Source organism: Paenibacillus sp. FSL K6-1318 (assembly GCF_037976905.1).
Lineage (GTDB): Bacteria > Bacillota > Bacilli > Paenibacillales > Paenibacillaceae > Paenibacillus > Paenibacillus amylolyticus_A.
In genome coordinates this window covers 3,397,305-3,413,613 of record NZ_CP150270.1, presented here as the reverse complement: position 1 = coordinate 3,413,613, position 16,309 = coordinate 3,397,305, and the positions used below count along the sequence as shown (strand labels likewise).

Annotated in this window: 17 protein-coding genes; 3 read left to right on the top strand and 14 right to left on the bottom strand. The window is 42.8% G+C overall.

Annotation, left to right across the window (positions count from 1 at the left end):
* Positions 1 to 103: 103 nt before the first annotated feature.
* The 9 genes from NYE45_RS15085 to NYE45_RS15045 all read right to left on the bottom strand — a co-directional run bounded on the left by NYE45_RS15085 (position 104) and on the right by NYE45_RS15045 (position 9,164).
* Positions 104 to 1,450, bottom strand: coding sequence for an LLM class flavin-dependent oxidoreductase (locus tag NYE45_RS15085; RefSeq protein WP_340012927.1), 1,347 nt, complete (start codon positions 1,448 to 1,450; stop codon positions 104 to 106).
* Between the two features lie 35 nt (positions 1,451 to 1,485).
* Complete coding sequence (locus NYE45_RS15080; RefSeq protein WP_340012926.1) at positions 1,486 to 2,319, bottom strand: ABC transporter permease; 834 nt, start codon at positions 2,317 to 2,319, stop codon at positions 1,486 to 1,488.
* A 6-nt stretch (positions 2,320 to 2,325) separates the two neighbouring features.
* Positions 2,326 to 3,120 (bottom strand): ABC transporter permease, encoded by a 795-nt coding sequence (locus tag NYE45_RS15075; RefSeq protein WP_340012925.1) that lies wholly within the window; start codon positions 3,118 to 3,120, stop codon positions 2,326 to 2,328.
* Between the two features lie 15 nt (positions 3,121 to 3,135).
* On the bottom strand, positions 3,136 to 4,167 hold the full coding sequence (locus NYE45_RS15070) for an aliphatic sulfonate ABC transporter substrate-binding protein (RefSeq protein WP_340012924.1): 1,032 nt from the start codon (positions 4,165 to 4,167) through the stop codon (positions 3,136 to 3,138).
* 47 nt (positions 4,168 to 4,214) lie between these two features.
* Positions 4,215 to 4,982, bottom strand: coding sequence for an ABC transporter ATP-binding protein (locus NYE45_RS15065; protein ID WP_340012922.1), 768 nt, complete (start codon positions 4,980 to 4,982; stop codon positions 4,215 to 4,217).
* A gap of 189 nt (positions 4,983 to 5,171) precedes the next feature.
* Complete coding sequence (locus NYE45_RS15060; RefSeq protein WP_340012921.1) at positions 5,172 to 5,792, bottom strand: TetR/AcrR family transcriptional regulator; 621 nt, start codon at positions 5,790 to 5,792, stop codon at positions 5,172 to 5,174.
* 211 nt (positions 5,793 to 6,003) lie between these two features.
* A complete protein-coding gene (locus NYE45_RS15055; RefSeq protein ID WP_340012920.1) occupies positions 6,004 to 6,948 on the bottom strand; it encodes an ABC transporter substrate-binding protein in 945 nt (314 codons plus the stop codon).
* Between the two features lie 59 nt (positions 6,949 to 7,007).
* A complete protein-coding gene (locus tag NYE45_RS15050) occupies positions 7,008 to 8,315 on the bottom strand; it encodes an NtaA/DmoA family FMN-dependent monooxygenase (protein ID WP_340012919.1) in 1,308 nt (435 codons plus the stop codon).
* A gap of 288 nt (positions 8,316 to 8,603) precedes the next feature.
* Positions 8,604 to 9,164: a sugar O-acetyltransferase gene (locus tag NYE45_RS15045; RefSeq protein ID WP_340012918.1), complete on the bottom strand. Its 561-nt coding sequence runs from the start codon at positions 9,162 to 9,164 to the stop codon at positions 8,604 to 8,606.
* A gap of 181 nt (positions 9,165 to 9,345) precedes the next feature.
* Between NYE45_RS15045 and NYE45_RS15040 the strand changes: the two genes are divergently transcribed.
* A complete protein-coding gene (locus tag NYE45_RS15040) occupies positions 9,346 to 9,747 on the top strand; it encodes a MerR family transcriptional regulator (RefSeq protein ID WP_340012917.1) in 402 nt (133 codons plus the stop codon).
* Between the two features lie 139 nt (positions 9,748 to 9,886).
* Here NYE45_RS15040 and NYE45_RS15035 read toward each other — a convergent pair whose 3' ends face one another.
* Complete coding sequence (locus tag NYE45_RS15035; RefSeq protein WP_340012916.1) at positions 9,887 to 10,318, bottom strand: hypothetical protein; 432 nt, start codon at positions 10,316 to 10,318, stop codon at positions 9,887 to 9,889.
* Positions 10,319 to 10,371: 53 nt separating this feature from the next.
* On the bottom strand, positions 10,372 to 10,743 hold the full coding sequence (locus NYE45_RS15030; protein ID WP_340012915.1) for a hypothetical protein: 372 nt from the start codon (positions 10,741 to 10,743) through the stop codon (positions 10,372 to 10,374).
* Positions 10,744 to 11,319: 576 nt separating this feature from the next.
* Between NYE45_RS15030 and NYE45_RS15025 the strand changes: the two genes are divergently transcribed.
* Positions 11,320 to 11,844, top strand: coding sequence for a hypothetical protein (locus tag NYE45_RS15025; protein WP_340012914.1), 525 nt, complete (start codon positions 11,320 to 11,322; stop codon positions 11,842 to 11,844).
* Between the two features lie 73 nt (positions 11,845 to 11,917).
* Here the strand turns inward: NYE45_RS15025 and NYE45_RS15020 are convergent, their stop codons facing one another.
* The 3 genes from NYE45_RS15020 to NYE45_RS15010 form a co-directional block, all read right to left on the bottom strand.
* The gene (locus NYE45_RS15020) at positions 11,918 to 13,156 is read right to left on the bottom strand and encodes a DUF418 domain-containing protein (RefSeq protein WP_340012913.1); all 1,239 of its coding nucleotides are present in this window, start codon (positions 13,154 to 13,156) and stop codon (positions 11,918 to 11,920) included.
* Between the two features lie 163 nt (positions 13,157 to 13,319).
* Positions 13,320 to 14,060: a type I methionyl aminopeptidase gene (gene map, locus NYE45_RS15015; protein ID WP_340017375.1), complete on the bottom strand. Its 741-nt coding sequence runs from the start codon at positions 14,058 to 14,060 to the stop codon at positions 13,320 to 13,322.
* Positions 14,061 to 14,172: 112 nt separating this feature from the next.
* A complete protein-coding gene (locus tag NYE45_RS15010) occupies positions 14,173 to 15,480 on the bottom strand; it encodes an AraC family transcriptional regulator (protein WP_340012912.1) in 1,308 nt (435 codons plus the stop codon).
* A 184-nt stretch (positions 15,481 to 15,664) separates the two neighbouring features.
* Here NYE45_RS15010 and NYE45_RS15005 point away from each other — a divergent pair, with 184 nt between their 5' ends.
* Positions 15,665 to 16,288, top strand: coding sequence for a GNAT family N-acetyltransferase (locus tag NYE45_RS15005; RefSeq protein ID WP_340012911.1), 624 nt, complete (start codon positions 15,665 to 15,667; stop codon positions 16,286 to 16,288).
* Positions 16,289 to 16,309 lie beyond the last annotated feature (21 nt).

Here is a 16,309-nt window from a genome sequence, read left to right as displayed (position 1 = left end):
GACCGTTCCCCGGTAGAATACCGTAAAACGGCCTCAGCCTAAATCTATTTATTTTACAGTTTAGCTATTAGAGTGAATTCGATGATTGGTTCTTCCTAACGGATTAGCCGTGAACTTGCTGTTTATGGCTTACTAACACTGTTGGCTCCGAAAGTCCCAAATGCTCTCGCAGCGTTGTCCCCTCATACTCCCTGCGGAAGAGCCCACGTCGCTGAAGCTCTGGAACGACGTGCTCGACGAAGTCATCAAGATCTCCAGGCAGAACCGGCGGCATGATGTTAAAGCCATCGCATCCGTATCCATTAAACCATTCTTCCATGAGGTCAGTAAGTTGCTCCGGCGTGCCTACAAATTGCATATGACCACGGGCACCGAGAAGCCTCCGCCCGAGTTCGGCAATGGATAATTGCTCGTCACGTGCAAGGTCCATAATGAGTTGCACGCGACTCTTCATTCCGTTGCTTGCTTGGACCGGATCTGAGATGTCTGGTAATGGACCGTCCACAGGATACCCGCTGAGGTCTGTTTGTAGCATGCCAGACAGCATCATTACCGCTTCCTGCGGATCGATGAGGTCGAGCAGCTCGCGTTCCTTGCGTCGAGCCTCCTCCACAGTTGAACCGAGGATCGGCGACAAACCCGGCATGATGAGCAAGCTGCCACGTTCACGTCCGATTGCCAGAAGTTTCTCATTCACCGTGCGATAGAAATCTTGCGCAGCAGTGAGTGAGGTCTGTGCAGTGAAGATCACCTCTCCGACTTTTGCAGCGAAATCCTGACCTGGATCCGAGGAACCAGCCTGAATAAGGACGGGGTAACCTTGCGGTGGACTGGGGACGTTCAAGAGCCCTTGCGTGGAATACCATTGCCCTTTATAGTCAGCGACACGCAGCTTGGATTCATCGACGAATGTGCCTGATTCCCGATTCATGACGAGTGAATCCTGTGGCCAGCTGTCCCATAATGCCGCAACGACATCAACGAATTCCTGCGCCATCTCGTAACGTGTTCCATGTTCAGGATGCTTATCTCGACCGAAGTTTCGAGCTTCCGTGTCAACTTGGGACGTGACAATATTCCATCCGGTCCGTCCTCCGCTTATGTGGTCGAGCGTAGCTAAACGGCGCGCGGCATTGAACGGCTCGTTATAGGTCGTCGATAGCGTTGCTGTCAACCCGATTTTATCCGTTACCATGGATAGTGCGGAGAGCAGCGACACCGGGTCCAGCATCCCTGCTGCAGCGCGACTTGGGTAGATCAAGTGCAGTAAGTCCGCAAAAAAAATCATATCAAGCTTACCTTTTTCAGCTGTCTGGGCAATCCGCTTATACCATTCGATATCGAACATCTTCTCTACCCCTGATTCAGGATGACGCCATCCGGCATGATGATGTCCAGTGAAATATATAAATGCACCAAGATGAAGCTGGCCCTGTCGTTTTTTCGTCATATCTGTTCCTCCGCTTTCATTCTAAAAATCTATCATCAGCCTTTATATGTGTTATTCCATCGCAGTAATCTTCTTTCCACCAGTCTGACTGCTGAATCCGACAGTTTGCCCACCAATGCAAACATAATTATGCCCACGAAGACGACATCTGTCTGTGCATATACACGTGCGTCTTGTATCATATAGCCAACTCCTGCGCTTGCACCCATCATCTCTGCCACGGTAAGCAACAGCCAGGAGGCACCCACAGATAACCGAATGCCAAGTAGAATGTTTGGCAACGCCGAGGGAATAATTAGCTTGGTTAACAGCCCGAACTTAGAATATTGCAAGATGCGAGTAACCTCATACAGCTTTCTGTCCGCACTGCGGACCCCCAAATGTGTATGAAAATAGAGCGGGAAAAATGACCCTAGTGCAATGAGCAGTACTTTGGATAATTCCCCTACTCCGAACCAAAGAATGAACAGCGGAATAACCGCAAGCAACGGAACCGTCCGCAGCATCTGTATCGTCGGATCAAGCGTTTGTTCAGCCCATTTACCTAGCCCAGTAAACACACCGAGCAGTAATCCTGTGACGGCTCCAAGTAAGAATCCACCACTCGCCCGAATGGAACTGGTTGTGAGATGCTGCGTCATATCGCCGTTTACGCACAGTTGCCAGAATGTTTGAGCAATGCGGGATGGAGCTGGCAGTGCCGAGTCAGACAACAGTCCAAGAGCAGAGCCTGCCTCCCATAAAGCTAATATAATAACGGGCAACACCCAGCCATACAGCCAATTTGGCATTCTCCACTGACGTCCCCTTCTTATTACCGTCTGCTCCTTATTAGCCTTCGAGTTTAATGTCACATCGTTCGTACTCATAATCTGTTATCCATCTCCCTCTATGGAATCCTGCCAACGCAGTAACTTCTTCTCCGCCAGCCTAACCAATGAATCGGTCACTTTGCCAACAATGGCAAAGACAATTATGCCGACGAAGATGACAGACGTTAGTGAGAAGGATCGTGCGTCATTGATGATATATCCGATCCCGGAACTTGAACCCATCATCTCCGCGACAACCAGGCCAAGCCAACTTACCGCAATCGAGAGCCGAACGCCTAAAAACAGGGAAGGAAGTGAGGCAGGAATAATCAGCTTGGTAATGGTTTGAAGTTTCGTGAATTGCAATACGCTAGCTACATCGAACAACTGGCGATCCACCGAACGAACACCCAAAAAGGCATTTACATATAAAGGGAAGAATGCCCCCTTAGCGATGAGTACAATCTTTGAAGTTTCTCCAAAGCCGAACCACAGAATGAACAATGGTGCAACAGCCAAATGAGGCAGTGTCCGAAGCAGTTGAAGTGACGGATCGAGCAACCGTTCCGCTTTTAACGAAAACCCGACCCATAATCCTGCGGCTAATCCCAGACCGCCGCCCAACAAGAACCCGAGTGCTGCTCTCCCCGTCGAAATACGCAAATTCGTCAGCAGTTCTCCTGAAGAGATCATCCGTCCAAACTCAGCCACGATGTCCTTCGGAGGAGGAACTAACACCGGATTTACCCACCCATTCGAGGATGCAATCTGCCAAATAATTAATATCGCCGCCGGTACCGACATCCCAATCAGGAGATGAATAGTCCGAAAAACAAGCTTGTTTCCCGATATTTGCATAACTGCACCTCTACTTTATTTAAGAGCTTCTTCAATGTACTGGTTGTCGAATACGTCAGCCACGTTGATTTCCTTGCGGATTGTACCTAACTCAAATTGAAAGTTTGCGGTGTTCTGCTGATTCGCAATCGTTTCGTCACTTACCGGAATATTGATCATTGCCGCCCGCGATTGAATGCCCTTCACCAGGTCAATCGGGATACTGCGTTCGTCGGCATAGCGTTGGTACGCTTCCTCTTGATTATTAGCTTCCCACTGACGTGCTTGCTCGAATGTCTTTAGATAAAGCGTAACCAGCTCAGGATAGTCATTCGCAAAATCCGAATGAACCAATTGGAAGGATGGAGACAGTACGCCTTCACTTTCCCCATCAGCCAGCACTTTTCCCTTGCCACTTAATGTATTCAGGGTAATGTAAGGATCCCAGACGGCCCAGGCATCCACTTTTCCGCTTTCAAAGGAAGGCTGCGTTTCATCAGGTTGTAATTGAATCTCTTGAATATCGGAGTTATCTAAACCAGCTTTTTGGAGTACTTGATATAGGAAGTTATAGGCGTTGCTCCCCTTCGTGACAGCCACCTTTTTGCCTTTGAGATCCGCAATGCTTTTGATCGGGCTGTCGTTCGGCACAATGATCGCTACATTGTTCTTGCCATCCAGTAGCTGTGAGATGATTTTGAAGTCAATGCCAGCTGCTTGTGCAGAGATTGGGGGCATGTTGCCCATGCCAGCAAAGTCCAAATGATTAGAGGCCATCGCTTCGATCATTGGAGGACCGCTCTGGAACTCCAACCACTCCACTTTTACCCCCAACTCTCCGAATGCATCCTCAAACCACTTCTGTTCTTGTGCCTTGCCGAACAAGCCGCCCTTGCCCTGCACACCAATCTTCACCGTGACATCATCATAGGATGCATTCGGATTCGAGCTACCTTCTACCGGCTTGGCATCTTCGCCATTGCCAGCATTGTTGTTTGCACTGCCGCATCCCGCCACAACCAGTATCAGAACGAGTAAGACTGCGATGTAATTATATTTTTTAACCATATATTCGTATCCCCTTTATGAACGTAAATTCGTTTATGGTATCCAATTTAAATGCCGGCGCCCTTATCAATCAGGGGAGCATGTTCCACTTTTTCGAACTCGCCTAACACGCGGGAACGAAGCTCCTGAAAGGACCCCCCACTGCGCTTGCGCGGATAGGGAAGATCTACAGGAATTACATTGCGGATATGACCGGGGCGAGGGTTCATAATGACGACTTTCTCTCCAAGAAATACCGCTTCGTCCAAGTCATGCGTAACAAACAACATGGTCGTCCGGCTATTCTGCCAGATGTCCAGCAGCGCCTCTTGCATGTGTGTGCGAGTGAAGGCATCGAGTGCTCCAAAAGGCTCGTCGAGCAGCAGTATCTCCGGTTTACGCAACAATGCCCTTGCAATGGCTACGCGTTGAGCCATCCCTCCGGACAGTTCCTTCGGATACGCTTTCTCGAATCCTTTCAGACGAACCAGCTCAATCAGCTCTTGGACTTGATGGCGAACCTGAGCATTGCCAAGCGAGAGATTGGCTGCAATATTCTTTTCGACCGTCATCCAGGGGAACAAACGTGGCTCTTGAAAAATAAACCCTTTATCTACACTTGGTCCGGTAATTGCTTTTCCGTTTAATTCAACTGTGCCTTCATAGGTCGTGTCTAACCCGGCCACGATCTTGAGCAATGTACTTTTGCCACATCCGCTTGGTCCGATAAAAGTAATGAATTGTCCCGGCTCAACTTGCAACCGTATATTACTTAGCGCCATAACCGGCCCGGTAGGAGCAGAGAACGTTTTGTTCAACCGCTCAATAATCAGCATAGGGTGATACCTCCAATTTAAAATAATTTTTCGGATCTATTTACTTGGTTTTATAGTTATAAAAAAAGGCCTTCTGCTTGGTTATCTTTCTCCATGAACGATCTCTGGTTGTCCAGTCGAACTCTCGTTCACAAACCGAGCGATTACTCGGTTTGTTGGGGAAATTGTAGCAGTGGCCTGTATCTGTTGTCAATCATTTCTTTTGGAGTTATGTAAAGACACAGCAAATAAAGAGACAATCGAGCGTGCCTGCGCACGGATCGGCACTTCAGTGCCTGGCATTTTCTGCAGCGTCAGTCCTTGAATTAAACTTACAAAATAATAGGCAAGCTCCAAGGGAACACCACTGACGATGAGTCCTTCTTTTTGCCCCTGTTCCATTATGTTCGCGACAGGACCAAGGTTATTTGTGAAACGTTCGGTAACTTCTCGTCTAATCTCTTCGGAGGAAGTTTCCGAAAGTCGGGCTGTGTGGATAAGGATCGTGTAAGCCCAATTGTTTTCCAACGCAAGCCAAGACTCAGACAGTAGTAAAAGTTTGTTCAGAGCATCGCCTGATTGCTCAGCGAGCTGGGAGACATGTTCTCCGTAACTGGTCTGGCCTCTTCTCAAAATTTCGCTGATAATCTCATCTTTGGACTTGAAGTAGTGATACATGTTCCCAATGCTCATGCCTGCTGCCGCTGCGATGTGGTTGATGCTCACTGAACCAATTCCTTTAAGAGCAATGATCTCCAGCGCGGAATCAAGGATGTGATTGATTTTTATTTCCCGTTGTTGCAAGTCCTTCTCTATGTTTCTAGGTGACATTAACGTGGCATCCCCTTTCTGAATTTCATTATAGCATAGCCGTTTTGAAGCCTTGATGAACTAAGAAACATGTTACCTGAGTTCCTTACAAGGATGGCAGGCCAACCTATCAGGACTAATTACCTCGGTATAGGAAATTACGATGTTAATTCAAAATAAAAAAGCCGCTATAATAGCGACTGTGATTGGTACTTGGATTTTGTGTGCGTATCTATTGTTCAGCCAATTTCACAAAATATTCTGAAGCCAAACGGACAGCCAGAATACTTGCGCTATTCAGTGAATTATCAAAGATAACAACATGGTTGTTTTTTACCGCTTCCAGTGAGTTCCATACCTTTGAAGATTGCTTATCCTTGACTGCTGCCTCTGCGACGCCAATACGATGCTGGATAATAATATAATCGGGATTCATACTAGAAAGCCCCTCCAACGTAAGCGATTCTCCTCCCTCAGGATATCCCTCTGGTGCCAATAATCCAAAGCCTGCAGTTTGATTGTAGTACATCGTGTTTTTAGATCCTTGCGCATTAAAATTGGATTTTCCGTCAACCCGCAACAAGGCAAAGGTTTTATTCTCAAGCGTGCTTAACCGCTCTTTCGTGGATGCTATCATTTCTTGTGTTTCCTGAATCAATTGTTCCGCCAGTTCTTCTTTTCCAACAATTTGTGCACAAAGCATGGTCGTTTTTTCCCATGTGTCGGTGTAGTCGATTAAAATGACAGGTGCAATCTTACTCAGCTCATCATATATGGTATCCACTGAACCCTTAAAGGTTACGATGACATCAGGGTTAGCCTCCATAATCTTTTCCAGATTCGCTGAGTCACTACCCAAGTCAATAATCTCGGCAGATCCGGCGTAAGGCTGTAATGTAGCGAACTCCTTCATCGCTTCTGTCGCGCTTGTTGACGCGATTGGAGGCGTATCCAAAGCAAAAAAGTAATCTAAGTACAACGGATGAAGCACCGCTATGCGCTCTGGTCGTTTTTCAAGCACCACTCCATTTTCACTAGCATCCTGAATGGTTCTTGGCCATGCCTCCCCCTGGCTCTTGCTGGTTTCAGGCGTAACACTGTTGGACGTTTGTGAACATCCAGCCAGTACCCCTGTTAATATTATTAATGTTGCAATCCACCCAATTAGTCTGTTCATATGGCTCCCCATCCGATAAGTTATCAATTATTTTGTATCACTGCTTTATTATTAATGATCTATGAAATCCCTAGGTGATCTCGTAAAGTAGCTCCCTCGTATTCGCTCCGGAACATGCCTCGTTCAACCAACTTTGGAATCAGCTGTTCAAAGAATATCTCCATCGATTTTTCTGAACCGCCCGGCAACGCCATGAATCCATCAATCGCGCCAGCCTCAAGCCGCTCGATAATATCATTCATTACAGTCTCGACGGTCCCCACAGATACCCAATGGGCTGATCCAACAACCTCCGGTCGATCCAGAATTTCTTCCACGGTAGGCTGATACTTTGTAATAAAGCTGCGTAGTAACTCTGCGTGTGTACGGCTGCGGACAGCTTGACTTGGATCGGGAAGCATTTCAGCAATTACGCGTTGATCCAAAGGATAACCTGTTAGATCAAGTCCCATTACCGATTGGAGTGAGGCATGTCTGCGTTCAAGAGTTAGATGCGAATGCGCAGCCTTATGCAACTCAAGCGCTTCTTCATACGTATCGCCCAGGAAAAAATACAGACCCGGCAAAACTTTGATGGCATTTGGATCGCGCCCATGTTCTAGCGCTCGTCTTCGCAAATCATTTCGTAATTCCACTCCTGATTCAAGATCCGGCATTGCTGCAAAAATAGCATCCGCGACGGAAGAGGAAAAATTCCGCCCGATATCTGAAGCGCCAGCTTGAAACAAAGGAATGCTTCCGGATGGATGAGATGGTAACGTTAACGGCCCTTTTACATTGAAAAATTCACCAGAATGATTAATGGCAGTCACTTTATCCTTATCTGAGAACAGGCCAGACTTGCGGTCAATGACAATGGCTTCATCCGGGAAACTTTCCCAAAGCTTGCATACGACTTCCGTAAACTCCATTGCCTTAGCATATCTCTCTTCCGGTGATGGCATAGGTGAATTGCCGAAATTATCTGCTCCTTCAATAGAAGTGACAATATTCCAGCCTGCACGTCCATTGCTTAGCCAGTGTAAAGACTGCAGTTGTCTGGCAACTACATACGGTGGATTGAACGTGGTAGAGATCGTCGTAACCAGTCCGATCCGGTTCGTTTCTCTAGCGATCGCTGCAAAGAACAGCGTAGGATCCGGGCTGCCAAAGTTGGAGGAATCGCCTAACATTTGCGGGCTAATATACAGATAATCCGCTCTGAAAAGAAAATCAAGCTTGAACTTCTCCGCTATTTTTGCCCAATGAATATAGTAGTCAATGGTTCCTGTCTGCTCCACTCCGCTATCCGGGTCCCGCCAGCCATCCCCTTTATTCCATGTTGCATTTAAGGATAATCCAATACATAATTGTCGATTTGAAATCATTTCTACCAACCTTTCATATCATTGATTTGCTCCCATAAGACCTGCGCTAAAACATTATGCTTCAACAATTAATAATGATTCTCATTATCAGAAATAAAGTTTAGCAAGGATTCAACTCCATTTGAATGCACAAGTGACGAATTAGATATGCATAATTATCTAATCTGTATTAAAAGAAGCTCTTGCCCTCTCCATCTTAGATAGAAAATTACATGGATAAAACAAAAAAAGCCGCTTGAATAGCGACTTTGAATGATACTGAATTCTTATCCCGCGACATTTGATGACCTACGATTCAAGCTCTTTGATTACTTTGGCAGGTACACCCCCAACAACACAATGATCAGGGACATCCTTGGATACAACAGCACCCGCAGCAACAATTACATTGTTTCCTATCGTTACGCCTGGTAGAATCACACAGTTCGCTCCGATCCAAACATCATTACCAATCGTAACGGGTTTCGTAATGGACAACTTCTCTCTTCTTCCTTTGGCTGTCATCGGATGATTTACTGTAGAGATCGTAGTGTTAGGGCCTATCATGCAATAATCCCCAATCGTTACTGTGTCGACATCAAGAATTGTAACGTTGTAATTGGTCAGGAAATCTTCCCCCACATGAATATTCTTACCCACATCGCAATTGAAAGGTGGCTGCATATAAACTTTAGTACCACATGAACCAAATAATCTGCGGATTACTTCTTGTTGTCCCTGGATATTTCCAGTATCAATTTCATTGAATTTTTTACATAGTCGAGTTGCATTCTCTTTCAGTGAAGCAATCTCTGGATCTAAAAAGCAAAACGCTTCCCCAGCAAGATATTTATCCATTTCTGTTTGCATATCGAATCTCCTCTTGGACTGTTTAACTCACTTTTTTCTAAATTTAGGATACAAATTAAAGTGCACTTTAAGTCAATTGATTTTTTATATAAACTTGCTTCATTCACTCTTTATCCGTTAGAGTGTCTCAGAAGAACGATTCGTTTGAAGAGATATTTAGTACCATCCTGGGAGGACGATTATGTATATCAAGGAAGCCGCTGAGAAATTGGGAATTGAAGCTCATACGATACGGTACTATGAACAAGAAGGATTACTGCCGTTCGTTGAACGTGATCAAGGTGGAAGAAGAGTTTTTAACGAAGGGGACTTAAGTTGGTTGGATCTGATTACTTGTTTGCGGATTACGAATATATCTATTGCAGATTTGCGAAAGATCGTTGAGCTTACTCAAGAGGGAGATTGGACTATTCAAGCAAGAAAAGAGATAATTTTAGAACACAAAGCTAAATTAATGGAAGAGCAAAATAAATTAGATAGAGCTTTTAAAAAGATAGCCCAAAAACTCGATTATTTCGATGATCTTGAAGAAAAGTATGTAGAAAAACAAAGTCAACGAAATAGCAATGCAGCTTTAGAATAAGTTAAAAAAAGTTAAAAAAGAAGGGGCATTTCGATGCTCCTTCTTCTCTTTAGATCAGGCATGAATCCCAGCGGGGAATCCTTCTTAGTTTAGGTTATTCCCGTATGGTCCAAGGGAGTATTTTAATATCTTATAAAAATTACACATGTTCTCCATAAGAAATCGACTGAAACAATGGACCAAATATAGGTATTAGTTTAGTTGTATACCAATTTATATCAGTTACTTTGTTATAACTTTCTACATCAAGGACTTTCCGATTGATACCAGGACTCAACAGTATGGTGCCGTTCTCTTTAATTAAAAAAGTGCCCCCTACATCCGTGTCCTTCCAAGTCATAGCCACTCCAATTAATTCTCCTTGATTATCCTTTATAGCTAGAATTTTTAGTAACTCGTCTATAGGAATATCTTTGTGCTGCCAATCAAAGTCATCCTCATCCCCAACAGGTAAAAAAGTTGCTTTTCCTTGATCGTTATATGACCAACCAAACTCTTCTAGTTTGCTAAGAATATCCATTCTTGAGATTTGCTTTAATAAACTGATTTCAATAGATATTGAAACAGACATGCAAAATCCCCCTTATCACTGTGAAAATTCAACACGATCTCCTGCACATTAATCTATAAAAAATATTTCCCTGAGTGCAAATCTTCTATTTCTTGAGAGAGTCTTTTAGTATCTGGCTTCATATAACTTTGAGCTTTTTGTAAAATATCTGTATGTCCACCTAGATCATACAATATGGTAGTAGATAACACTTGTACAATATAAAGGCTCGATTGAGTTTCCATCCATTCAAAAAAATTGAAAAACTTCTCAATTTGTTCTGTGTCATCATTTTCACGAAGCAGTCCTTCAACATAAGTAGCCACTTCATCACCAAAAAACACATGTCCTAAAAATTCTTGATTTAATTCCAAATGTTCTATATAACAATCGTGGAATTCAGGAAAAAGTTTTAAGAATTGATTGATTAAAATGTTCCTGTCCAATCTCTAACCCCCGTACTTACCCATAATTACTGTTCTTTTCGTTTAAAAAACATCTTGCCTGCAATAAGTCCCATACCCGATGAACAGATTAGATATCCAAAAAACAAGAAAAGTAAATAAACACCATGAAGATCTGCAGGAATCTGCTTTAAGCCTTCAAACCAAGCTAAACGAAAAGGATACAGGATTAGTACCCAAATGATCAGCAAGAAAAGAAGAAAATTAATAATTTTCAGCACAATAACGATCCTTTCAAGTCCAAGTGGAAACAGTCGGAGATATACGCTGCATCGTTTATTTCGTATATCTTAACGCTGTCCGCACTATAATAGTTAACTTATGTATTAAAGTTGATATGTTGAATCTATAAAAAATTTCTAATTATAATAGGAAACATTAGGGGGATTTCTTATTTCTTCAGTAAGCATAACAAATAAAGGTAATATAAGCACACAAAATTAATTATGGTAATTCTCCAAGCTAAACCAACAACCTACTCATAAGCAACGTTAAAGTTACATAAGAGTACATTCAGTCCCTAAGTTTAAATAGGACGACCTATGGAGGTGATGTCTGATGTTAAAATGGTTAATCTCATATTTACTGTTAGGCATCTTGCTTTCTGGCAGTATTTTAATTTCCGACTTGAAGCCATTACCTAATACTTCAAGCCATGAGTTATCTGAACCCCAGCTTGTCACCTATTCCAGTAAAGAAGAAATCACAGCTACTCTTATGGAAGCGGGAATTAACAAGTTTCACTACATCGATGAGAAAAAATATGAAGGTGAAGAGTTACAAATTGTTCAGGCTTTGAATCGATTGATGAAAGGTGTACTGGATTTTGACGGCGACTTAGTACGATCATCCTATTCTAAGGAACATGCGACTCAAAAAGAAGATTTCACTCATGTTTACGGTGCAATTGTTTCCATCGATGATCCGAGGTTTAACTTGCTTCCAGATGGTATTATTGAGGTTTTTGTGAAGCAACGAAATGTATATTTCAGTGATTCGCCCTTAGTAGCAGACGAAACAGATAAGCTGTACTTTATGAAAAAGGAAGGATCCGACTGGCGTATCTTATCTGTTACAAATTAGTATCTTACAAAAAAAGAAGCCCTTTATTTCATCAGAACGGGCTTCTTTGTACATTTGCAGCAAAGCTTTAATTTCACTGGACACCAGGCGCATTTTCTTGCACATTCGAGTTCGATCTTTTCTTCTTTCTTGGCTGACCCTTCCAGGAGAGATATGTCCAAATCCGTAGAACATACTCGACCGGTCCATTGCTGAATTTCTTAAGATATAGTGGACTGAGCCACAATTGAATGCCGTAGACAGCAAGCACAATAATTGCTCCGATGAACACGCCAGCACGACCAAACAGTCCGAGGCCGTATCCATAAAAGATGGTCGTACAGATTACGCTCTGCATCAGGTAATTCGTCAGGGAGAGACGGCCAACCGCCTCGAACCTGCCCATCAGACTGGAACGATGGCTTCCCGCATACAACAGCGCAAAAGCGTAAATGTAGCCGAGTGCAAGCAACGTTCCTCCAAGCGTTTCCCTGATTCCGATTCCGGGCCATCCTTCCGCACCAAATTGTGGCGCCAGTACGCCATATGCTTTGAGCATCAAACCAACTGGAATCAAAAACGAGGCACGACGAAGATACATATGTCGCATTGCCTGAGGGTCGTTAAACGTACCAATTCTTGCAGCATGCATACCGAGCAGGAACATCGGTATCGTCATAAGTGGGGCCAGCACCAAGGCTATGAGGGCGTATGACACCTCTAAATCCCCACCGAATGGATCACCATTATTGCTGAAATCCCTGATCTCCGCGTAGCTGCCGCTGCCGTATACATCCTGACTTTGAACAATGTAGTTCTCCATATGCGTGGATTCAAAAGCCAGCGGGTTCGTTGGATTGGATGCCGGTAGACCTAGCAGCCCTGCTCCAGCGAGTAGTATTAACGCCCATATAAGCAATGTTTTGGGCTTCCGATTAAGAAACATCAGCAGGAAGAAACCCAGTACACCGTAAAACGCCAGGATATCCCCTTCCCACAGATAGATGATGTGCAGCAATCCGATACCAAACAGCAGTAGAAAGCGTCGAGCCAGATGACACTTTGGTCGTAAATCTCGTGATTTTAGGCTTTCCGATAGCTTAATCATGCCAAAGCCGAACATAAATGCAAAAATCGGCATAAAACTGCCCACCACCGTGATAAGCAGGAACGAGAGAAAAGCCTGGTCTGCACCGCCGATCCCGAATAGTTGGGGTTTACTCTGGCCGAACATCCCGTATTGGAAAGCCAGCATATTTGCCAGCACGATGCCGACCAGACTGAATCCGCGCAGTCCATCTATTAATTGGATACGCTTTTTTGATGTGCTCAATCAATCACCTCTGTCTATAACATAAAGATCAGATCTAAATATACGTTAAATCCTTCCAAAATTTCAACATAAAATAATAAGTGAACGTTTATATTATGGTTTACTTTGACGTACCATTAAAACAAAAAAAGCCGCTAAATTAGCGACTTTCAATTGAAACATCTTAGAGTGTAACAATAATTGGACCATTTTTAGTCAGAATAATCGTATGTTCGATTTGAGCTACATAGCTGTTTTTAGTAACAAAGGTCCAGCCGTCTCCAGTTTGGTCTACTTCTTCTTCTGAAGTGGAGACAAATGGCTCGAATGCGATAACCATGCCTTCTTTTAACAATTCATCATCCGATGGATCATTATAGTTATAGATGTGGTCAGGTGCTTCGTGTATCGCACGTCCAACACCGTGTCCTGTAAGGTTTTTGATAACCGTTAATTCATGCTGTCTGGCAGTTTGGAATACGGCTTTTCCGATTCCGCTTTTTTTGGAGCCCGGTTTTGCTTTTTTAAGACCTGCTTCGAATGCTAGTTTAACAACGTCGCATATTTTCGTTAACACTTCTTCACCTTCGCCTACGACAAACGAGATTCCCGTATCTGCAAAATAACTGTTCTTCGAGCCAGACACATCAATATTGACGATGTCCCCTTCTTGAATAACTCGCTCTCCCGGAATGCCATGTGCCACTTCTTCATTAACACTAATACAAGTAAATCCCGGGAAATTATATTCACTTTTAGGAGCAGAAACTGCACCAGCTTTCTCAAAAAGCTCTCCGGCCAGATCATCAAGTTCTTTAGTCGTTATGCCCGGAATGGTTTTTTGAACCAATTCATCTCTAATAGAAGCCACAATTTTGCCAATTTCCTTCAAACCATTAAAATCTTCTTCTGTTCTTGCGATCATTTTTTCTACCTCACTATCTTTTATCATCAATTAATTAATCATATCCAAAGCAGCAAAGCTTCGCAACTTTTTTATCCACATCGTGAGTGTGATTGTTCTCTTGTTCCTTCTGTTATTGAAGCTCAATTCTCCATCCCTTCATATATTCTGCGCCATAAGTGAGGGTATAGTTTTGGAGTAGTCCTTGTATCGTGGTGATCTGTTCTGAAATAGTGTTACTACTCGTTCTGACGATAAATACAGGAGAAATATCGTTTTCCCTGAATTGGTTGAGCAGCCATGTCAAAACTTGAAAATCGTCACGGTTTGCAGTATCCAAAGTTTCTTCAAATCCAAAAACGTTGTTGGGGCTTAAGGTATTTACCTGAAGGATCATTTTAAAATACGCTTGTGAATCGCCTGTTATTAATTCAGATATCTTGATGAAATATAGAGAAGTTGAATATTGTTCATTAGGCCCAAATATATCGATGTGAATCCGTTTATTTAGTTCGCTGTTTACTGTCTCAGGAATTTTAAATAATCCGCGATGACTTGCAAGAACCAATGCTGGATCGATGATTTCCCTGCAATGTTCTTTCAACTTCTGTTTCTTTTGATATTGTTCACGAAATGCTTTCGGTCCTTCCGGAAAAATCTTATTAAATCGTTGATAAAAATATCTGGGCGAAGAAAAACCACTCTCGATTGATATTTCTACCAGACTTCGATCTGTCGTCAATAATTGTTTGATTGCTTGCTCAATACGCAAGTAATGAAGCAAGTTTTGCAACGTATCTCCTATTAATAACTTGAATTGTGATGACAAATAATCCAAATTTAAATATTCCTCGGTATGTTTGGCGATCTCATTCAAAGATGCCTTGTTGATAAAACCACTGTTATTAAATAAATAATCATATATTCTTCCTATTCGTTGCAGCTTGGTCGGGTTCCCTTCAAACATTCTTTTCGCATCAAAATTCATAATGAGCAGGTCCAACAATGGTTCAACTGTATGCTTTAACGTTAAAAATGGTATCTCACTCGTAGTTACAATTGGAGTTAATAACGTACATATGGCCTCAATGATTTCTTCTACTCGTTCTAATCCTACATATGCCCCAGGGCTAAATTCATGCGCGAACCAGACATATGATAAATTTGGATAATAAGCTTTTGCAAATTCAGCATCAATATTTATTTGGAGGACGACATTATTTTCATCGGTCTGCCATAGACGGTGAACTTGATTGATGTTGAAAATTTCTATTACACCAGCACCTAACGTTCTTTGCTCATCTGCAATGGCAACATGAACGCTACCTTCCAACACAATTACCACTTCAATGGAATTATGCCATCGGAACGGCTCATCTTTGACATTTAGAAACTGTACATTCATGGGAGAACTGTCGGTGAAATAACCCGTATCACTCATCTTGTGACCTCCTCCTTTCGCTCCACTCCAACGTAATCCCAAGTAAGATTCGAGCAAGATACGAAGAAATCTAAGAAATGTACCCATAAACCAAAGAAATGTGAATTGTTCACGCTGCTTCATTTTAGGAAAATGAATGATAGAACATCAATTAACTCTTAAATGAAGAATCGGGGAGATATCCATGAACCAAATTCGAATCACTCAGCAGCTTAATGGACATCAACAAGAACAAGTTGCTCATTTATTTTACGAAGCTTTTCCATTGAAAGTAAAACATCTTTGGTTTTATGCGAAAACGAAAAAACAAGCAGTACAACTATTATCTCAGTCTATTCAATTTGAACAAGGCATTTACGCATTAAGAAATGATGACGTCGTTGGATTTCTCGGTTACAATATCGGAAAAAAAGCGTTCACACCTGCCAATTATGCAGCTTTTCGGAACGTGTACTCCCCATTTGTAGCGACTTGGCGATTTTTATGTTATGCGTTTTATTTAAAATTTCATTTGTATCACGAACATGTATTGCATATTGACCCTATTGCCGTATCAGAAGAAGCTCGTGGTCATGGAATAGGTAAATTGCTATTAAGTAAATTGGAACAAGTCGCAATCAATAAGCAAATTACTACAATCAATCTGGAGGTCGTGGATACGAATCCTTCGGCACAAAAATTATATGAACGGTTCGGTTATATACTCCAAAAAGAACTGAAATCCGGCCCATTTACTGCCAAGGCCGGCTTCAAAAAAGTGATATTTATGCAAAAATGCTTAAGAGTCCTAATTGTTCAATCAAATTAGAATAAAGGAGGCCAAGCGGAC

Bases quoted from the DNA above. Each gene is read 5' to 3' on its own strand.
- NYE45_RS15050 (WP_340012919.1), bottom strand. From the start codon at position 8,315: ATGATTTCAAATCGACAATTATGTATTGGATTATCCTTAAATGCAACA.
- map (WP_340017375.1), bottom strand. From the start codon at position 14,060: ATGATCGCAAGAACAGAAGAAGATTTTAATGGTTTGAAGGAAATTGGC.
- NYE45_RS15065 (WP_340012922.1), bottom strand. From the start codon at position 4,982: ATGCTGATTATTGAGCGGTTGAACAAAACGTTCTCTGCTCCTACCGGG.
- NYE45_RS15010 (WP_340012912.1), bottom strand. From the start codon at position 15,480: ATGAGTGATACGGGTTATTTCACCGACAGTTCTCCCATGAATGTACAG.
- NYE45_RS15035 (WP_340012916.1), bottom strand. From the start codon at position 10,318: ATGTCTGTTTCAATATCTATTGAAATCAGTTTATTAAAGCAAATCTCA.
- NYE45_RS15005 (WP_340012911.1), top strand. From the start codon at position 15,665: ATGAACCAAATTCGAATCACTCAGCAGCTTAATGGACATCAACAAGAA.
- NYE45_RS15070 (WP_340012924.1), bottom strand. From the start codon at position 4,167: ATGGTTAAAAAATATAATTACATCGCAGTCTTACTCGTTCTGATACTG.
- NYE45_RS15025 (WP_340012914.1), top strand. From the start codon at position 11,320: ATGTTAAAATGGTTAATCTCATATTTACTGTTAGGCATCTTGCTTTCT.
- NYE45_RS15085 (WP_340012927.1), bottom strand. From the start codon at position 1,450: ATGACGAAAAAACGACAGGGCCAGCTTCATCTTGGTGCATTTATATAT.
- NYE45_RS15060 (WP_340012921.1), bottom strand. From the start codon at position 5,792: ATGTCACCTAGAAACATAGAGAAGGACTTGCAACAACGGGAAATAAAA.
- NYE45_RS15080 (WP_340012926.1), bottom strand. From the start codon at position 2,319: ATGAGTACGAACGATGTGACATTAAACTCGAAGGCTAATAAGGAGCAG.
- NYE45_RS15040 (WP_340012917.1), top strand. From the start codon at position 9,346: ATGTATATCAAGGAAGCCGCTGAGAAATTGGGAATTGAAGCTCATACG.
- NYE45_RS15045 (WP_340012918.1), bottom strand. From the start codon at position 9,164: ATGCAAACAGAAATGGATAAATATCTTGCTGGGGAAGCGTTTTGCTTT.
- NYE45_RS15055 (WP_340012920.1), bottom strand. From the start codon at position 6,948: ATGAACAGACTAATTGGGTGGATTGCAACATTAATAATATTAACAGGG.
- NYE45_RS15075 (WP_340012925.1), bottom strand. From the start codon at position 3,120: ATGCAAATATCGGGAAACAAGCTTGTTTTTCGGACTATTCATCTCCTG.